An 18,105-nucleotide genomic window follows, 5' to 3' on the forward strand; every position below is an offset into this window, starting at 1 on the left:
GGATCCCCTCACATCCGGAAGACGCCGAAGCCGGGATCGCCCAGCGGGGCGTTGGCACAGGCGGTCAGGGCCAGGCCCAGCACCTGCCGGGTCTCCATCGGGTCGATCACGCCGTCGTCCCACAGTCGGGCCGTCGCGTAGTAGGCGTTCCCCTGCTGTTCGTACTGGGCGCGGATCGGGGCCTTGAAGGACTCCTCTTCCTCCAGCGGCCAGGACTCCCCGCGGGCCTCGAACTGGTCGCGCTTGACGGTCGCGAGGACCGACGCGGCCTGCTCGCCGCCCATCACCGAGATCTTCGCGTTCGGCCACATCCACAGGAAGCGCGGCGAGTACGCCCGGCCGCACATCGAGTAGTTGCCCGCGCCGAACGAGCCGCCCACGACGACCGTGAGCTTCGGTACACGGGTGCAGGCGACCGCCGTGACCATCTTGGCGCCGTGCTTGGCGATGCCGCCCGCCTCGTAGTCGCGGCCGACCATGAAGCCGGAGATGTTCTGCAGGAACACCAGCGGGATGCCGCGCTGGTCGCACAGCTCGATGAAGTGGGCGCCCTTCTGGGCGGACTCGGAGAACAGGATGCCGTTGTTGGCGACGATGCCGACCGGGTGGCCGTGGATGCGGGCGAAGCCGGTGACGAGGGTCTGACCGAACTCCGCCTTGAACTCGGCGAAGCGCGAGCCGTCCACCACACGCGCGATGACCTCGCGCACGTCGTAGGGGGTACGGGAGTCGACCGGCACCGCGCCGTACAGGCCGTACGGGTCCACCTTCGGCTCGGCCGACGGGACGACCTCCCACGGCAGCGGGCCCCGGGCGGGCAGGGTCGAGACGATCGTCCGGACGATCCGCAGCGCGTGGGCGTCGTCCTCCGCGAGGTGGTCCGTCACGCCGGACACGCGCGAGTGGACCTCGCCGCCGCCCAGCTCCTCGGCGGTCACCACCTCACCGGTGGCCGCCTTCACCAGGGGCGGGCCGCCCAGGAAGATGGTGCCCTGGTTGCGCACGATGACGGCCTCGTCGCTCATCGCCGGGACATAGGCCCCGCCCGCCGTGCAGGAGCCGAGGACGGCCGCGATCTGCGGAATGCCGGCGCCGGACATCCGCGCCTGGTTGTAGAAGATCCGCCCGAAGTGCTCGCGGTCGGGGAACACCTCGTCCTGCATGGGCAGGAAGGCGCCTCCGGAGTCGACGAGGTAGACGCACGGCAGGCGGTTCTCGAGCGCCACCTCCTGGGCGCGCAGGTGCTTCTTCACGGTCATCGGGTAGTACGTGCCGCCCTTGACCGTGGCGTCGTTGGCGACGATCACGCACTCGCGGCCGCTGATCCGTCCGATTCCGGCGATCACGCCGGCGGCGGGCGCCTGCCCGTCGTACATCCCGTCGGCGGCGAGGGGCGCCAGCTCCAGGAAGGGCGAGCCGGGATCCAGCAGGGTGTCCACCCGGTCGCGCGGCAGCAGCTTGCCGCGTGCCGTATGGCGCGCGCGTGCCTTGTCGCCGCCGCCCAGCCGGGCCGCGGCCAGCTTCGCGCGCAGTTCCTCACCCAGCTCGCGGTGCGCCTCTTCATTGGCCCGCCAGGCCTCCGACGCGGGATCGGCCGCGCTCGTCAGCTCCGGTGCCTCCAGCATCCTGCGGTCCCCTCACCTTGTTAATGAGCGTTAACGCATTTCCTTCAGGTTAACGACCGCTAACCTCCCTGTCTAGAATCGATTTCATGGCCACCAGAACCGACGCCCCCACCCGTCGCGAGCAGATCCTCAAGGAGGCCGCGCGGCTCTTCGCCGAGCGCGGCTTCCACGGCGTCGGGGTGGACGAGATAGGAGCCGCGGTCGGCATCAGCGGACCCGGTCTGTACCGGCACTTCGCGGGCAAGGACGCGATGCTCGCCGAGCTGCTCGTGGGCATCAGCGGGCAGCTGCTGACCGGGGCCAGACGGCGGGTCGCCGAGGCTGACGGGGAGCCCGCGGGGCGCGACCCCGAAAGGGTCCTCGACTCGCTGATCGAGGGGCACATCGACTTCGCGCTCGACGACCGTCCCCTGATCACCCTGCACGACCGTGAGCTGGACCGCCTCCGGGACACCGACCGCAAGCTGGTGCGCCAGCTGCAGCGGCAGTACGTCGAGCTGTGGGTGGCCGTCGTCCGCGAGGTCTATCCGGACCTGGCCGAGCCGACCGCCCGCTCGGCCGTGCACTCGGTCTTCGGCCTGCTCAACTCGACACCGCACCTGGGGCGGCCTGGTTCGCTCCCGGGCCGCGGGGCGACGTCGGGGCTGCTGCACCGGATGGCGAGGGGGGCGTTCGCCGCGGCCGGGTCGGACTGAGCCGGCTGCTCCGCAAGCGTGACGAGCGTTACGTGCGGACCGCTCTGGACGACCGTCGTGACCGGCCGGTAACGTATCTGCTGAGCAAGCGCTTAGCCATGGGTCGCCGCCGGCGTGACCCGGACGGCGAGCAACCAGGTACGCGAGAGCGGCGCCGGTTCAGGCGCACAGAAGGGCGGTGGCGGCGGTGCGCCGTACGGTGTTCAACGAGGACCACGAGGCATTCCGGGAGACCCTGCGCGCCTTCGTCGAGGCCGAGGTCGTCCCGGTCTACGACGAGTGGTTCGCCGCCGGCCAGGCGCCGCGCGAGTTCTACTACAAGCTCGCCGAGCTCGGCCTGTTCGGCATCAACGTGCCGGAGGAGTTCGGCGGCGCCGGTCTGGAGACGCACAAGTTCGAGGCAATCCAGTACGAGGAGACCGCCCGCGCGGGCGTCACCTTCGGCGGTTCCGGTGTGCACGTGCTGCTCGCCCTGCCCTACATAAAGATGCTCGCCACCGACGAGCAGAAGAAGCGCTACCTCCCGAAGTTCGTCTCCGCCGAGGAGATGTGGGCGATCGCGATGACCGAGCCGGGCACCGGTTCCGACCTCGCGGGCATGAAGACCACCGCCAAGCTCTCCGAGGACGGCACGCACTACGTCCTCAACGGCGCCAAGACCTTCATCACCGGCGGCGTCCACGCCGACCGGGTCATCGTCTGCGCCCGCACCTCCGCGCCCACCGCCGAGGACCGCCGCTACGGCATCTCCCTGTTCGCGGTGGACACCAAGTCCGAGGGCTACTCGGTCGGCCGCAAGCTCGACAAGCTCGGCCTGAAGACCTCGGACACCGCCGAGCTGGCCTTCGTCGACGTCAAGGTCCCGCTCGAGGACCTGCTCGGCGAGGAGAACAAGGGCTTCTACTACCTCGGCGCCAACCTCCCCTCCGAGCGCTGGGGCATCGCCTTCGGTGCGTACGCGCAGGCCAAGGCCGCCGTCCGGTTCGCCAAGCAGTACGTGCAGGACCGCACCGTCTTCGGCAAGCCGGTCGCCCACTTCCAGAACACCAAGTTCGAGCTGGCCGCCTGCCAGTCCGAGGTGGACGCCGCCGAGGCGGTCGCCGACCGCGCCCTCGAGGCCCTCGACGCCGGTGACCTGACCCCGGCCGAGGCGGCCTCCGCCAAGCTCTTCTGCACCGAGGTCGCGCACCGTGTCATCGACCGCTGCCTTCAGCTGCACGGCGGCTACGGCTACATGAACGAGTACCCGATCGCCCGCCTGTACGCCGACAACCGCGTCAACCGGATCTACGGCGGCACCAGCGAGATCATGAAGTCGATCATCGCCAAGGACATGGGTCTGTAAGGCCCCGGAAAAGACTGCCCGATACAACTGACCCCATGAGCCAGGCACTGCAGTCCCTGCTCGATCTGCTCGACCTCGAGCGGATCGAGCAGGACATCTTCCGCGGCCGGTCCCGGTCGGCCGTCGTCCCGCGCGTGTTCGGCGGACAGGTGGCGGCCCAGGCGATGGTCGCCGCCGGGCGGACGGTCCCCGAGGACCGTGCCGCCCACTCCCTGCACGCGTACTTCCTGCGCCCCGGGGATCCGGGCGCGCCCATCGTCTACGAGGTCGACCGGATCCGCGACGGCCGCTCCTTCACCACGCGCCGGGTCGTCGCGGTGCAGCACGGCAAGCCGATCTTCCACCTCTCGGCGTCCTTCCAGAGTCACGAGGACGGCCTCGACCACCAGGCCCCGATGCCGCCCGCCCCGGACCCGGAGTCGCTGCCCACCTCGCACGAGCGGATGCGCGGCTACGGCCACATCCCGTCCGACGTCGTGGAGCGGTTGCTGGAGGCCCGGGAGGCGGTCGATCTGCGCTATGCCGAGGAGCCGCCCTACGGGAGGTTCGGCGAGCCGCGCGATCCGCACTCCCAGGTGTGGTTCCGCACCAACGGCAAGCTCGACGACGATCCGCTGCTGCACGTCGTGCTCGCCACGTACGTCTCCGACATGACGCTCCTCGACTCCGTGCTGCTCGCGCACGGACGAGGCGGCTGGGCGGTCGGCGACGTCGTCGGGGCCTCACTGGACCACGCCATGTGGTTCCACCGGCCGTTCCGCGCCGACGAGTGGCTCCTGTACGACCAGGAGTCCCCGTCGGCGCACGGCGGGCGCGGGCTCGGCCAGGCCCGTATCTACACCGAGGACGGCCGGCTGGCGATCTCGGTGATCCAGGAGGGCGTGGTCCGCGTCCCGCGGTGACGCCGGGGTATGCGGTACACGTACGCGATCGGGGGCTCACCCGTGCGGGGCAGCCCCCGTTCTGCATTGCCGCCGCCCCGGATGCCGGGACGACCCGACTCGGCGAACCCGCCGATCCCGTGGCCGGGATACGGCGTGACCCCCGATCGGTGGTCCTGCCGGGGTCGTGGCGCGCAGGGCGACGGAGGCGGGGCGAGCGGCGGGGCGTGCGTCCCGAGCCGCCGGATCACTCCGCTCAGGCCAGCCCCGCCGCATTCAGCAGGTACGCCGTCATCGGGTCGTAGTGGCGCGGGCTCGTCACATGGTCGTCGAGGGGGATCGTCACCTGGACGGTGCCCTCGGCCTCGGCGAGGAACAGGGCCGGGTCGTTGCAGTCCGCGTACCCGACGGAGTCGATCCCCGACTGACCCGCGCGGCCGGCCCAGCCGTGGTCGGCGACCACCAGGTCCGGCAGAGGGCGGCCCGCACGCTCCAGGCCCTTCAGGATCTCGCGCATGGGCTCACCGGAGTGGGTGTGCCACAGCGTGGCGCCGTGCTCCAGGACTGCCACGTCGGCGAACTGCACGACGTACCCCTCCTCCGTCTGCAACCCCTCCGGGATGACGACGATGTCGCAGCCGGCGGCGCGCAGCGCGGCGGCCGTGGCGCGATGGACGTCGAGCAGTCCGCCGGGGTGACCGGTGGCGAACAGGACCCGCTGCTCCCCGTCGGCGGCCTTGCGCAGGCGTGCCGCGAGGCGCTCCAGGGCGTCGACGGTCAGTTCGGGATCGATGGTGTCCTGGCCGTAGCGGTACTCGGGGTCGTCGTTGACGCCGCAGCGCTCCGCCATGACCGCGAGGACGTCCTGCTCGTCGGTCCAGCGGTCCCCGAGCTCCAGGCCGAGCCAGAAGTTGCGGTCGCCGTTCGAGAGCTTGCGGTAGTGGGAGAGGTTGTTCTCGCGGGGCGTGGCGACGTCTCCCGCGATACGGGTCCGTACGAGGTGGTCGACCAGTTCGGTGCGGCTGGGGATCGCGGGTATCGGCATGGCACCCATTCTGCCGGGCGCACCCGCCGCCGGGGGCCGGTGTCCCGCACCATGGGACATGGCTCACTCGGGGGCGGGTCCCGGCCCGTCAGTCCTGTCCCACCTGCTTCAGCGCGAACCACAGTTCCATGCGCACGTCGGGGTCGTCGAGGTCCGCCCGCAGCAGGGTCGCGCAGCGGGCGATGCGCTGGCGGACCGTGTTGCGGTGGACCGAGAGCGCCACCGCCGTGCGGTCCCAGCTGCCGTGCAGGGAGAGCCAGGCGCGCAGGGTCCCGGTGAGCGCGGGGGCGCCCGAGAGCGGCGCGAGCAGGGTGCGGGCGTGCAGCTCCGCCTGCGCGGGCTGGACCAGGTCGGCCAGGCCCGTGCGCTCTCCGTGGCACAGCAGCGGCGTCCGGGTGGCGCGGGCACGGGCCAGTGCGCGGGCGGCCTGAGTGTCGGCGGCGGGCCAGTCGTGCGGGGCGACCGCGGCGCTGACACCGAGGGTCCAGCCGGGCTGCGGGGCGGGCTCGCGGTCGGCCGGGACGAGGACCCTGACGACTCCGTTCGCGAGATCGACCAGCGCGGACCCGAGAGCGGCGCCGAGTGCGGAGGCGGCCACGGAGCCCTGGGCGTCCCGTCCGCCCTCGCGGGGCTCCGGGACCGAGGGCGGCCGGGTGTCCGCCCGCGCGTGCACGACGAGCCACCGTTCGGCGCCGAGCAGCGGTGCGACCGTCTCCGGTGCGGCCCCCAGCAGCAGCCGTACGAGCGCCGAGGAGCGCGCCGCGTCGTCGCCGCTCTGGTGCTCGCCGGTCAGGAGGGAGAGGAGGACGGCGGCGACCGATGCGATGGTGTTGTCGCCCGGGTCGCGGCGCGGTGACGCGACACCGAGCACAAAGCCCTGTGCGGTACCGAGGGCGTAGGCGGCGAGGTGGGTGCCGGCCACGGTGTCGGCGGCGGAGGACGGCGCCGGCCGCCCCGCCGGTCGGGCCCGGCCCGCTCCGAAGGACACGACCGGCCGGACGACCCGCGCCAGCCCCGCCATGGCCTCCCGCGTCTCGGCGGCCTGCTTCCGGCCCGCCGTCGCGATCTCCGCGCCGTCCGGTCCGTAGAGCACCGACCAGCCGGCCACCCGCTGTGCCAGCTGCCGCAGCACGGAGGGCACCGGGTCCGGGCGTGCCGCCGCCGCGGCCAGACTCTGCTGGGCCTCGGTGACTCGGCGCAGCTCGGCCAGGCGGGCCTGTGCCATCAGCTGCCACACCGCCCGGGCGACACCGGAGAAGGTCGTCCGGGGCGGCACCTCCAGGAGCGGCAGTCCGTGCCGGTCGCAGGCCTCGATCAGCGCCCGCGGCACCGTGTCGTGCACCGGCGCGACGCCGAAACCGAGCGCCGCGCCGCCCGCCGCCACGATCCTGGCGACGTAGTCGTCGAAGTACGCGTCCCACACGGAGCCGGCCCGACCGGGCGCGTCCCGGTCCTGGCCCGCGGCCTCCGGGACGTGCACACCCGCCGTCAACAGCAGCTCACCGCCCAGCAGATACGGATAGGGGTCCGCCATCTCCGAGGTGTGCGCCCAGTGGATCACGGTGTCCGGGCCGCTCGGCCCCGCGATCTGCCGCAGTGCCAGGTCCTCCCGGGCGAGCAGGGCGGCCAGTGGCACCGGTGGGGTCGGCGGCACCGCCGGTGCCGAGGGGGTCGCTGTGTCCGGCATGGTGGACGATTCCTCCATAACGCTCCGCTCGAGTGGATGAAACGTACACTTCAGTGTCGCTTTCCGGCCACCTAGGGTCGGTCCAGACCGGCAGCCGTGGGTACGGGCGGATGTCCCCGCGAGCCGCTGCCGTCCACACCGGTCGAGCCGACAGCCGGCCGCGTCCCCCGAGACCCAACTGCACGACACGCCACCGGAGCGCGCGAAGGAGGGCCCCCTATGGCCGTCGACTACACAGTGATCGTCGTCTATCTGGTCGGCATGCTGGCCATGGGCTGGTGGGGCATGCGCCGCGCCAGGTCCAAGAGCGAGTTCCTGGTCGCTGGTCGCCGCCTCGGGCCCGCCATGTACTCCGGCACGATGGCCGCGATCGTCCTGGGCGGCGCGTCCACCATCGGCGGCGTCGGCCTCGGCTACCAGTACGGGCTCTCCGGCGCCTGGATGGTGTTCACCATCGGCCTCGGCCTGCTCGCCCTGTCGGTCTTCTTCTCCGCGCGCATCGCCCGCCTGAAGGTCTACACCGTCTCGGAGATGCTCGACCTGCGCTACGGCGGCCGGGCCGGGATGATCTCGGGTCTGGTCATGTGGGCCTACACCCTCATGCTCGCGGTCACCTCGACCATCGCCTACGCCACCATCTTCGACGTCCTCTTCGACATGAACCGGACCGTCGCGATCGTGCTCGGCGGCACCATCGTCGTCGCGTACTCGACGCTCGGCGGCATGTGGTCCATCACGCTGACCGACATGGTGCAGTTCGTGGTGAAGACGATCGGCGTCCTGCTCCTGCTGCTGCCCATCGCGGTCGTCAAGGCCGGTGGCTTCGGCGAGATGAAGGCCCAGCTGCCCACCTCGTACTTCGACCCGTTGGGGATCGGCGGCGAGACGATCTTCACCTATGTACTGATCTACACCTTCGGCATGCTGATCGGGCAGGACATCTGGCAGCGCGTCTTCACCGCACGCGGCGACCGCACCGCCAAGTGGGGCGGCACCGTGGCCGGCACCTACTGCCTGGTCTACGCACTCGCCGGCGCCGTCATCGGCACCGCGGCCAAGGTGATGTACCCGAAGCTGGGCAGCCCGGACGACGCGTTCGCGACCATCGTCAAGGACGAACTGCCCATCGGCATCAGGGGACTGGTGCTCGCCGCCGCGCTCGCCGCCGTGATGTCCACCTCGTCCGGTGCGCTCATCGCGTGTGCGACCGTCGCCAACAACGACATCTGGTCGCGGCTGCGCGGGGTCGTGCGGCGCAACGAGGTGGCGCACGACGAGGTCAAGGGCAACCGCGTCTTCATCCTGATCATGGGGGTCGCCGTGATCGGAACGGCCATCGCGCTGAACAACGTGGTCGAGGCGCTGACCGTCGCCTACAACCTGCTCGTCGGCGGACTGCTCGTCCCCATCCTGGGCGGACTGCTGTGGAAGCGGGGCACCGTGCAGGGGGCCCTCGCCTCGGTGGCGGTCGGCGGTCTCGCCGTCATCGGCCTGATGGCGTCCTACGGCATCCTCGCCAACGAGCCGGTCTACTACGGGCTGCTGGCCTCGCTCGCGGTGTACGTCGTGGTGTCGCTCGTGACGAAGCCGACGGACGAGGCCGTACTGGCCACATGGCGCGAGCGGCTCGCGGGCCGTGGCGCACCCGCAGCGGACGAGCCCGCGGCGGTGGGCGTCTAGCCCCTTGCTTCGGCCCGGCAGTCGCACGGCTGCCGGGCCGGGCGGGCCCCCCGGGGTCCGCGACACTGGAGGAAACACGCACGACCTGGAGGGGTCCGACGATGAGCAGCACCGAGAACACCGCAGCAGGCGACAGCCGGCCCCGCGGACCCGTCGACTCGTCCCGCATTCCGCGGTACGCGGGACCCGCGACCTTCGCCCGGCTGCCCCGCCTCGACGAGGTCGGCACCGCCGACGTCGCGGTGGTCGGCGTGCCCTTCGACTCGGGCGTCTCCTACCGGCCCGGCGCCCGCTTCGGCGGCAACGCGATCCGTGAGGCGTCGCGTCTGCTGCGCCCGTACAACCCGGCGCAGGACGCCTCCCCCTTCGCGCTCGCGCAGGTCGCGGACGGCGGCGACATCGCGGTGAACCCGTTCAACATCAACGAGGCGGTGGAGACCGTCGAGGCCGCCGCCGACGAACTGCTCGGCACCGGCGCCCGCCTGATGACGCTCGGCGGCGACCACACCATCGCGCTGCCCCTGCTGCGCTCGGTGGCGAAGCGGCACGGCCCGGTGGCCCTGCTGCACTTCGACGCCCACCTGGACACCTGGGACACCTACTTCGGCGCCGAGTACACGCACGGCACCCCGTTCCGCCGCGCCGTCGAGGAGGGCATCCTCGACACCTCCGCGCTCTCCCACGTCGGCACCCGCGGCCCGCTCTACGGCAAGCAGGACCTCACCGACGACGAGAAGATGGGCTTCGGCATCGTCACGTCCGCCGACATCTACCGCCGCGGCGCGGACGAGGTCGCCGACCAGCTCCGGCAGCGCATCGGCGACCGCCCGCTGTACATCTCGATCGACATCGACTGCCTCGACCCGGCGCACGCCCCCGGCACCGGCACTCCCGAGGCCGGCGGCATGACCTCGCGCGAGCTCCTGGAGATCCTGCGCGGCCTCGCCTCCTGCAACCTGGTCTCGGCCGACGTGGTCGAGGTGGCACCGGCCTACGACCACGCGGAGATCACGTCGGTGGCCGCGTCCCACACCGCGTACGAGCTGACGACTCTCATGACCCGCCGGATCGCGGCGGACCGTGCCGGTGAGGGGACCGAGTCCAAGTGACCCACGACCACGACCTCGTCCTTCGTCCGACGGCTGCGCAGACCGAGGCCGCGCTCGCCCCTCCCCCCGGCCGCAACGGAGGCGACCTGGTCGTGGAGACGCTGGCGGGGCTGGGCGCCACGACGGTCTTCGGCCTGCCCGGCCAGCACGCCCTCGGCATGTTCGACGCGCTCCGGCGCTCCGCCCTGCAGTACGTCGGGCTGCGGGTGGAGAACAACGCGGGCTTCGCGGCGGACGCCTACGGCCGGATCACGGGGGAGGCGGCCCCGCTCATCGTGTCCACCGGCCCGGGCGCGCTGACCTCGCTCGCGGCGCTCCAGGAGGCGGCGGCCGCCTCGGCCCCGGTCCTGGCGATCAGCAGCCAGATCCCGACGGCCGGTCTGGGCGGCGGTCGCCGCGGCTATCTGCACGAACTGCCCGATCAGGCCGCCTCCTTCCGGGGCGTGGTCAAGTCCGTGCACACGGTCCGCACCCCCTCGCAGATCCCGTCGGCGATCGCGGCGGCGTGGAAGTCCGCGCTGACGGCCCCGCACGGGCCGGTGTGGGTGGAGATCCCGCAGGACGTGCTCCTCGCGGAGACGAGCCTGCCGGTCGTGACGGCGATGGACGCGACCCCCGACGAACTGGTGCCGCGCCCGGAGCTCACCGCGGTCGCGGCCGACCTGCTCTCCCGTGCCGAACGTCCGGCGATCATCGCGGGCGGTGGAGTGGTCCGGGCCGACGCCGCCGGCAAGCTCCTCCAACTCGCCGAGAAGCTGACCGCCCCGGTCGTCACCACCTTCGGCGGCAAGGGCGCGTTCCCCTGGGAGCACCCCCTCTCGCTGCGCTCCTGGCTCGAGGACCGTCACACCACGGACTTCCTCGAGGACGCGGACGTGCTGCTGGTGGTCGGCTCCGGTCTTGGTGAACTGTCGTCGAACTACCACACGTTCAGGCCGCGCGGCCGGGTGATCCAGATCGAGGCGGACCTCGGCAAACTGGAGTCCAACCACCCCGCCCTCGGTATCCATGCGGACGCCCGCCTGGCGTTGCAGGCGCTGCTGGAGACGGCGGCCGACCGGCAGGACGAGACGGCACCCGAGCGCGTGCGCACGCTGCTCGCGCAGGTCGCCGACCGGATCGCCGCCCAGGAACTCACCCTGGAGCAGGACGTGCTGGCTTCGGTGCGCCGTGCGCTGCCGTCCGGCTCTCCGTCCTTCTGGGACATGACGATCCTGGCCTACTGGGCGTGGTCGGCCTTCGACCCCCGGGGGACGAACACCATGCACTCGGCGCAGGGCGCGGGCGGCCTCGGCTACGGCTTCCCGGCCGCGCTCGGCGCCGCCGTGGCGGACCCGACGCGGCCGGTGCTCGCGGTCTCGGGCGACGGGGGCGCGCTGTACTCGATCGCCGAACTGGCGACGGCACGGCAGTACGACCTCGACGTCACCTGGCTGATCGTCGACGACGGCGGCTACGGCATCCTGCGCGAGTACATGAACGACGCCTTCGGCCGGACCACGGCGACCGAGCTGACACGCCCGGACTATGTGGCCCTCGCCGAGTCGTTCGGCGTCCCGGCGGTGCGGACGTCCCCCGGAACGCTGGAGACCGACCTGGCGAAGGCCCTGGCGGCGCCGGGCCCGTCGGTCGTCGTGCTTCCGGCGGTGCTGCGGATGTTCGCGGCGACGCATCTGGACTGATCGCCGAACCTTCCGCCGCACCGACCGCGCGCCCGGTCCCGCCGCCCGGGGCCGGGCACGCCGCTCCCCGTCCGGCGGGGGTGTGAATTCCCCGGGACAGGGGTGGTGCCCGTACAACCTTTCACCCGTGTCCGTGCGTCATGAAGTCGGACGTGCCCGGGTACGTCCGACTCCACGCAAGGGGATGGGGACTTCCATGACACACCGGATGTCCCGGCGTGCCCGTGTGCTCTGCGCGAGCCTCGGTGCCGGGATGCTCATACCGCTTGTCGCCGCCACCGCGCCCGCCGCTGCCGCCACGCCGACGGTCAGCTGCACCTCGGGCAAGGCGGGCCTGGCGGCCAAGCTGAAGAAGGACATCACCGCGGCGCTCTCCGGCCGCAAGGGGACCGTGGCGGTCGGCCTCTACGACCGCTCCACCAAGACCACCTGCTCGCTGCGCAGCACCAACGCCTACGACTCGGCCAGCGTCGTCAAGGTGACCGTGCTCGCCACGCTGCTGTGGGACGCCAAGAAGCACAACCGCTATCTGACCAGCCGGGAGGTCAGCCTCACCACGGCGATGATCACCAAGTCGGACAACAACGCCACCAGCGCGCTGTGGAAGCAACTCGGCCTGACCAAGATCAAGGGCTTCCTCTCCGCGGCCGGGATGACCCGGACCAAGCCGGGTGCGAACGGCTACTGGGGCCTGACCCAGATCAACGTGCAGGACGAGCAGAAGCTGCTCAAGCTCATCACCGCCAAGAACTCGGTACTGAGCGACAACTCCCGCGCGTACACCCTGAAGCTGATGGGGAAGGTCGTGTCCTCGCAGCGCTGGGGCACCCCCGCGGGCGCGCCCTCGGGCGTCTCCGTGCACGTCAAGAACGGCTGGCTGCAGCGGGCCACGCACGGCTGGCGCATCCACAGCGTGGGCACGTTCAACGGACGCGGCCACGACTACATGATCACCGTGCTCACCCAGGACAACAGCACCATGAGCTACGGGGTCACCACCATCCAGAACGTGGCCAAGGCCATCCACAAGGATCTGGTACCGACGACCGTCGGCACGAAGGCGTTCGTGCCGACGAGCAGGCCGCAGGAGGCCGTACCCGCGGTCCCCGAGAGCTGACACGGTCCAACTCCCAGTGGTTCACGGGGTGTCCACCTCCGTGGCACTCGTCTCGCCCTACGGTGGCGGGCATGCGTCTGAGAATCCTGCTCGCCACCGTCACCGCCACTGTGGCGGCGGCCGCCTCGCCGGCCGCCGCAGGGCCCTCCCCCCTCGGGGGCACCACGGCCACCCACGCATGCTCCTCCCACGTCGCCGTCGAGAGCTTCTCCGACGCCCTCGACAAGCAGACCTACGAGGGCACGTTCGTCGGCAACTTCTCCGCGCTCGCCGTCGACCGCGACGGGCAGATCGCCGCACTGTCCGACCGCTCGTCGCTCTTCACCCTCCGCCGGGGGAGCCTGCGGCCCACGAGCGTCGTGGGCCTCGCCGACGACAAGGGCGCCGCGCTCGACTCCGAGGGCCTGGTCGTCGACCGCGACGGCACCCGCCTCGTCAGCTCGGAGACCGAGCCGTCGGTGCGCCGCTACTCGCGCGACGGAAAGATCCTGGACAGCCTTCCGGTGCCGTCCGCCCTCAAGGTCGCCCCCGCCGGCCGCGCCACCTCGAACCTGACCTTCGAGGGCCTGACCCTGCTGCCCGGCGGGCACAGGCTGCTGGCCGGCATGGAGGGCTCGCTGAGCGGCGACACCGCCGGCATCGTCCGCTTCCAGACCTGGACGCGGCAGGGGCGGCACTTCTCGCTCGCGGCCCAGTACGGCTACCGCACCGACACCGGCCTCGGCGTCTCCGAGACCACCGCGACCCCGGACGGCCGGCTGCTGGTCCTGGAGCGCGGGTTCACCGCCGGGTACGGCAACACGGTCCGTCTCTATCTGGCCGACCTGCGCCATGCCACCGACACCCGGCGCATCAACACGCTGACCGGTCAGGACGGCGTACGCCTCGCCCGCAAGACCCTCCTCGCCGACCTGGTGGACTGCCCCTCGCTCGGCGCGCAGGCCGAGCAGCCCCAGCCGAACCCGCTCCTCGACAACGTCGAGGGCATGACGATCACGGGCGCCTCGCACGGTCGGCTGAACGTCCTCCTGGTCAGCGACGACAACCAGAACGCGGCGCAGATCACCCGCCTGTACTCCCTGCGGGTCCGCCTGCCGCACCCGGCCGCCCACTGACCCACCCCGGGAATTCGTGAGGACCGGGTGCCGTCCCGCACCCGGTCCACCGGGCCCACGCCGTGCCCGGAGTCCTGCGACGGTCCCCTCCCGGGCGCCCGGACGAGGCCGCGGTGATCGCCCGCAGTCGTCACCGAGACCCGATCGGCCGAGGCCCGGGATTGTTGCGGCGGGATGAAATCCGTGCCGGTCCGCGTTGGTGCATTGCGGAAGATCAGGACCATCTCAGACGGCAGGAAGGGCACGGCGTGGCAGTGCACGAGGGGGAGAAACGCGGCTGGGCCCGGCGGCTCGCGGGATACGCGTGGCGTCACCCGAAGGACGTGGTCCTGGCGCTCGGGTCCTCCCTCGGCGGTATGGCCGTCATGGCGGTCGTCCCGCTGATCACCAAGGTGATCATCGACGATGTGGTGAGTGCCCACAACCGTTCGATGGCGCCCTGGGCAGGGGCCCTGGTCGGCGCCGCCGTCCTCGTCTATCTCCTCACCTACGTCCGCCGCTACTACGGCGGACGGCTCGCCCTCGACGTCCAGCACGATCTGCGGACCGAGATGTACGGGACGATCACCCGGCTGGACGGACGGCGACAGGACGGCCTGTCCACCGGACAGGTCGTCGGACGCGCCACCAGCGACCTTCAGCTGATCCAGGGACTGCTCTTCATGCTCCCGATGACCGTCGGGAACGTCCTGCTCTTCGTGATCTCCCTGGGGATCATGGCGTGGCTGTCGGCGCCGCTGACCCTCGTCGCGGTGGCCGTCGCGCCGGCCCTGTGGTTCATCGCCAAGCGCAGCCGCGTCCGGCTGCATCCGGCCACCTGGTACGCACAGGCCCAGGCCGCCGCCGTGGCGGGCGTGGTCGACGGCGCCGTCAGCGGCGTACGCGTGGTGAAGGGCTTCGGGCAGGAGGAGCAGGAGACCGGAAAGCTCCGGCAGGTGGGGCGCCGGCTCTTCGCGGGCCGGATGCGCACCATCCGGCTCAACGCCGTGTACACCCCGGCGCTCCAGGCGGTGCCGGCCCTCGGCCAGGTCGCCATGCTCGCCCTCGGCGGCTGGCTCGCCGTACGCGGGCACATCACCCTCGGCACGTTCGTGGCCTTCTCGTCCTACCTCGCCCAGCTCGTCGGACCGGTGCGCATGCTGGCCGTCGTCCTGACCGTGGGCCAGCAGGCCCGCGCGGGCGCCGAGCGCGTCCTGGAGCTGATCGACACCGAGCCGTCGCTGGAGGACGGCACCAAGGACCTGCCCGCCGACGCCCCGGCCACCGTCGAGTTCGACGACGTCTCCTTCGCGTACCAGGACGGGCGGCCGGTCCTCGACGGTCTCTCGTTCGAGATCCGTCCCGGCGAGACGCTCGCCGTCGTCGGGTCCTCGGGCTCCGGCAAGTCCACGGTCTCCCTGCTTCTCCCGCGGTTCTACGACGTGACGCACGGGGCCGTCCTCGTCGGCGGCCACGACGTGCGCGAGCTGACGCTCGGGTCGCTGCGTGCCGCGATCGGCCTGGTGCCCGAGGACTCGTTCCTGTTCTCGGACACCGTCCGCAACAACATCGCATACGGCCGTCCCGACGCGAGTGACGAGCAGATCGAGCAGGCCGCTCGCGCCGCTCAGGCCGAGCGCTTCATCGCCGAGCTGCCGCGCGGGTACGCGACCAAGGTGGGCGAGCACGGCCTCACCCTCTCCGGCGGTCAGCGGCAGCGCATCGCCCTCGCCCGCGCGATCCTCGCCGACCCGCGGCTGCTGGTCCTCGACGATGCGACCTCCGCGGTGGACGCCCGTGTGGAGCACGAGATCCACGAGGCGCTCAAGCAGGTCATGGAGGGCCGGACGACACTGCTGATCGCGCACCGCCGCTCCACCCTCAATCTCGCCGACCGCATCGCCGTCCTCGACGGCGGCCGTCTCGCCGACGTCGGCACGCACGAGGAGCTCCAGGAGCGGTCGGCGCTGTACCGCAGGCTGCTGACCGACCCGGACGAGCTCGGCGGTGTCTCCCCGGGCCACGCCCTGCCCGCGGCCCCGCAGGAGGACACGACCCTCGGGGTCCCCCCGCTCGAGCCCATCCGTGAGTGGGGCAGGGAGGAGCTGGACCCCGAGTTCGACACCGAGCGCGGTGTCACCCCGCACCTGTGGAGCGGCGACCGCGAACCGAAGGACCAGGCGCTGGCCGCCTCCCCGGCGACGCCCGAACTCCTCGCCCAGGTCGAGAAGCTGCCGCCGGCCACCGACACTCCCGGCATCGACGAGAAGCGCGCGGTCCGGTCGGAGGACTCCTACGGCCTCACCCGGCTGCTCCGCGGCTTCGGCCTTCCCCTCCTGGTCAGCCTCGCCCTCGTCGCGGTCGACGCGGGCACGGGCCTGCTGCTGCCGATCCTGATCCGGCACGGCATCGACCAGGGCGTCTCCCGGATGGCGCTCGGCGCCGTCTGGACCGCGTCCCTGCTCGCGCTGCTCGCCGTCCTCGTCCAGTGGGCGGCGCAGTCCGGCGAGACCCGGATGACCGGACGGACCGGCGAACGTGTCCTCTACTCGCTCCGGCTGAAGATCTTCGCGCAGCTCCAACGCCTCGGACTCGACTACTACGAGCGGGAGCTGACCGGCCGGATCATGACCCGGATGACGACCGACGTGGACGCGCTGTCTACGTTCCTGCAGACGGGCATGGTCACCGCCTGCGTCTCCGTGGTCACCTTCTTCGGCATCATGGGCGCGCTGCTCGTGATCGACGTGCAGCTCGCGCTTGTCGTCTTCGCCACGCTGCCCCCGCTGATCGTGGCCACCTTCTTCTTCCGCCGGGCGAGCGTGAAGGCGTACGAACTCGCCCGTGAGCGTGTGTCGGCGGTCAACGCCGACCTTCAGGAGTCGGTGTCCGGTCTGCGGATCCTGCAGGCCTTCCGGCGCGAGGGGGACGGCAGGCGGCACTACACGGAGGGCAGCGAGAGCTACCGCAGCGCGCGTATCCGCGGTCAGTGGCTGATCTCCGTGTACTTCCCCTTCGTGCAGCTGCTGTCCTCGGTGGCCGCGGCGGCCGTGCTGATGGTGGGCGCGCACCGGGTGGACGCCGGGACCCTGACGACGGGCGCCCTGGTCGCCTACCTCCTCTACATCGACCTGTTCTTCGCGCCGGTGCAGCAGCTCTCCCAGGTCTTCGACGGCTACCAGCAGGCCACGGTCTCCCTCGGCCGCATCCAGGAGCTGCTCCGGGAGCCGACCACGACGAAGGAGGCCGCCGAGCCCGTCGAGGTGCGGTCGCTGCGCGGCGACATCGCCTTCGACGGCGTCGACTTCGCCTACGGCGACGACGAGGAGGCACTGACCGGGATCGACCTGACCATCCCCGCCGGGCAGACCGTCGCCTTCGTCGGCGAGACGGGGGCCGGCAAGTCGACCCTGGTCAAGCTCGTCGCCCGGTTCTACGACCCCACGCGCGGCCGCGTGCTGGTCGACGGCACCGATGTGCGCTCGCTGGAGCTGTCCTCGTACCGGCACCGGCTCGGTGTCGTCCCGCAGGAGGCGTACCTCTTCGAAGGGACCGTGCGCGACGCCGTCGCCTACGGCAGGCCGGACGCCACCGACGCCGAGGTGGAGGCCGCGGCGCGGGCGGTCGGCGCGCACGAGATGATCGCCACGCTGGAGGGCGGCTATCTGCACGAGGTCGCCGAGCGCGGCCGCAACCTGTCGGCCGGGCAACGGCAGTTGATCGCCCTGGCCCGCGCGGAGCTGGTCGACCCGGACGTCCTGCTGCTCGACGAGGCGACCGGGGCGCTCGATCTGGCCACGGAGGCGCAGGTCAACCGAGCGACGGATCGTCTCGCCGGCCGCCGTACGACGCTCGTGGTCGCCCACCGGCTGACCACGGCCGCCCGCGCCGACCGGGTGGTGGTGATGGACCACGGCCGGGTCGCCGAGGACGGCACCCATGACGAACTGCTGGCGCTCGACGGGCGGTACGCGCAGTTGTGGCGCACCTTCGTCGGAGAGCCGGAGCCGGAGGAGCCGGTCGGCTCCACGGCGTGAGCGGAGGACGGCGGCCGTCCGCGGCCGCCGTCCCGCGCCGTCCATGGCCCCCGCCGGACGCAACCATCCCGACTACGTCATGCGTCCGTACATCAGTACGCTGATCGT

Annotated in this window: 12 protein-coding genes; 9 read left to right on the forward strand and 3 right to left on the reverse strand. The window is 71.8% G+C overall.

All coding sequences use genetic code 11. From position 1 onward, the window contains the following. Positions 1–8: 8 nt before the first annotated feature. Positions 9–1,625, reverse strand: a complete 1,617-nt coding sequence (locus tag ACSHXN_RS25785; RefSeq protein WP_359453379.1) for a carboxyl transferase domain-containing protein — start codon at positions 1,623–1,625, stop codon at positions 9–11. Positions 1,626–1,711: 86 nt separating this feature from the next. On the opposite strand from ACSHXN_RS25785, the gene ACSHXN_RS25790 reads away from it, so the two are divergent. The 3 genes from ACSHXN_RS25790 (at position 1,712) to tesB (ending at position 4,567) form a co-directional block, all read left to right on the forward strand. Further along, complete coding sequence (locus tag ACSHXN_RS25790; RefSeq protein ID WP_438303777.1) at positions 1,712–2,320, forward strand: SACE_7040 family transcriptional regulator; 609 nt, start codon at positions 1,712–1,714, stop codon at positions 2,318–2,320. Between the two features lie 187 nt (positions 2,321–2,507). Beyond that, a complete protein-coding gene (locus ACSHXN_RS25795; protein WP_355129310.1) occupies positions 2,508–3,665 on the forward strand; it encodes an acyl-CoA dehydrogenase family protein in 1,158 nt (385 codons plus the stop codon). A gap of 35 nt (positions 3,666–3,700) precedes the next feature. Continuing rightward, entirely contained in the window at positions 3,701–4,567 is an 867-nt protein-coding gene (gene tesB, locus ACSHXN_RS25800) for an acyl-CoA thioesterase II (protein ID WP_438303778.1), read from the forward strand. A 235-nt stretch (positions 4,568–4,802) separates the two neighbouring features. Here tesB and ACSHXN_RS25805 read toward each other — a convergent pair whose 3' ends face one another. Together ACSHXN_RS25805 and ACSHXN_RS25810 are read right to left on the reverse strand one after the other, a co-directional pair. Continuing rightward, a complete protein-coding gene (locus tag ACSHXN_RS25805) occupies positions 4,803–5,591 on the reverse strand; it encodes a phosphatase (RefSeq protein WP_355129313.1) in 789 nt (262 codons plus the stop codon). Positions 5,592–5,679: 88 nt separating this feature from the next. After that, positions 5,680–7,278, reverse strand: coding sequence for a PucR family transcriptional regulator (locus ACSHXN_RS25810; RefSeq protein ID WP_438303779.1), 1,599 nt, complete (start codon positions 7,276–7,278; stop codon positions 5,680–5,682). Between the two features lie 219 nt (positions 7,279–7,497). Between ACSHXN_RS25810 and ACSHXN_RS25815 the strand changes: the two genes are divergently transcribed. The 6 genes from ACSHXN_RS25815 to ACSHXN_RS25840 all read left to right on the forward strand — a co-directional run bounded on the left by ACSHXN_RS25815 (position 7,498) and on the right by ACSHXN_RS25840 (position 17,997). Further along, entirely contained in the window at positions 7,498–8,958 is a 1,461-nt protein-coding gene (locus ACSHXN_RS25815; protein ID WP_438303780.1) for a sodium:solute symporter, read from the forward strand. 101 nt (positions 8,959–9,059) lie between these two features. After that, positions 9,060–10,067, forward strand: coding sequence for an agmatinase (speB, locus tag ACSHXN_RS25820; protein ID WP_355129319.1), 1,008 nt, complete (start codon positions 9,060–9,062; stop codon positions 10,065–10,067). After that, positions 10,064–11,749: a thiamine pyrophosphate-binding protein gene (locus ACSHXN_RS25825; RefSeq protein WP_355129321.1), complete on the forward strand. Its 1,686-nt coding sequence runs from the start codon at positions 10,064–10,066 to the stop codon at positions 11,747–11,749. The genes speB and ACSHXN_RS25825 overlap by 4 nt, the downstream gene beginning before the upstream one ends. Positions 11,750–11,945: 196 nt before the next feature. Continuing rightward, positions 11,946–12,866 carry a serine hydrolase gene (locus tag ACSHXN_RS25830; RefSeq protein WP_438303781.1) on the forward strand — a complete coding sequence of 307 codons (921 nt, stop codon included), beginning with the start codon at positions 11,946–11,948 and terminating at the stop codon, positions 12,864–12,866. Between the two features lie 71 nt (positions 12,867–12,937). Continuing rightward, the gene (locus ACSHXN_RS25835) at positions 12,938–13,981 is read left to right on the forward strand and encodes an esterase-like activity of phytase family protein (protein WP_355797989.1); all 1,044 of its coding nucleotides are present in this window, start codon (positions 12,938–12,940) and stop codon (positions 13,979–13,981) included. A gap of 248 nt (positions 13,982–14,229) precedes the next feature. Continuing rightward, positions 14,230–17,997, forward strand: coding sequence for an ABC transporter ATP-binding protein (locus ACSHXN_RS25840; RefSeq protein WP_438303782.1), 3,768 nt, complete (start codon positions 14,230–14,232; stop codon positions 17,995–17,997). Positions 17,998–18,105: the final 108 nt, after the last annotated feature.

The sequence above is a fragment of the Streptomyces sp. HUAS TT11 genome, from assembly GCF_051553595.1.
In the GTDB taxonomy this organism is placed as follows: Bacteria; Actinomycetota; Actinomycetes; order Streptomycetales; family Streptomycetaceae; genus Streptomyces.

Bases quoted from the DNA above. Each gene is read 5' to 3' on its own strand.
- ACSHXN_RS25785 (WP_359453379.1), bottom strand. From the start codon at position 1,625: ATGCTGGAGGCACCGGAGCTGACGAGCGCGGCCGATCCCGCGTCGGAG.
- ACSHXN_RS25790 (WP_438303777.1), top strand. From the start codon at position 1,712: ATGGCCACCAGAACCGACGCCCCCACCCGTCGCGAGCAGATCCTCAAG.
- tesB (WP_438303778.1), top strand. From the start codon at position 3,701: ATGAGCCAGGCACTGCAGTCCCTGCTCGATCTGCTCGACCTCGAGCGG.
- ACSHXN_RS25805 (WP_355129313.1), bottom strand. From the start codon at position 5,591: ATGCCGATACCCGCGATCCCCAGCCGCACCGAACTGGTCGACCACCTC.
- ACSHXN_RS25810 (WP_438303779.1), bottom strand. From the start codon at position 7,278: ATGCCGGACACAGCGACCCCCTCGGCACCGGCGGTGCCGCCGACCCCA.
- ACSHXN_RS25815 (WP_438303780.1), top strand. From the start codon at position 7,498: ATGGCCGTCGACTACACAGTGATCGTCGTCTATCTGGTCGGCATGCTG.
- speB (WP_355129319.1), top strand. From the start codon at position 9,060: ATGAGCAGCACCGAGAACACCGCAGCAGGCGACAGCCGGCCCCGCGGA.
- ACSHXN_RS25830 (WP_438303781.1), top strand. From the start codon at position 11,946: ATGACACACCGGATGTCCCGGCGTGCCCGTGTGCTCTGCGCGAGCCTC.
- ACSHXN_RS25835 (WP_355797989.1), top strand. From the start codon at position 12,938: ATGCGTCTGAGAATCCTGCTCGCCACCGTCACCGCCACTGTGGCGGCG.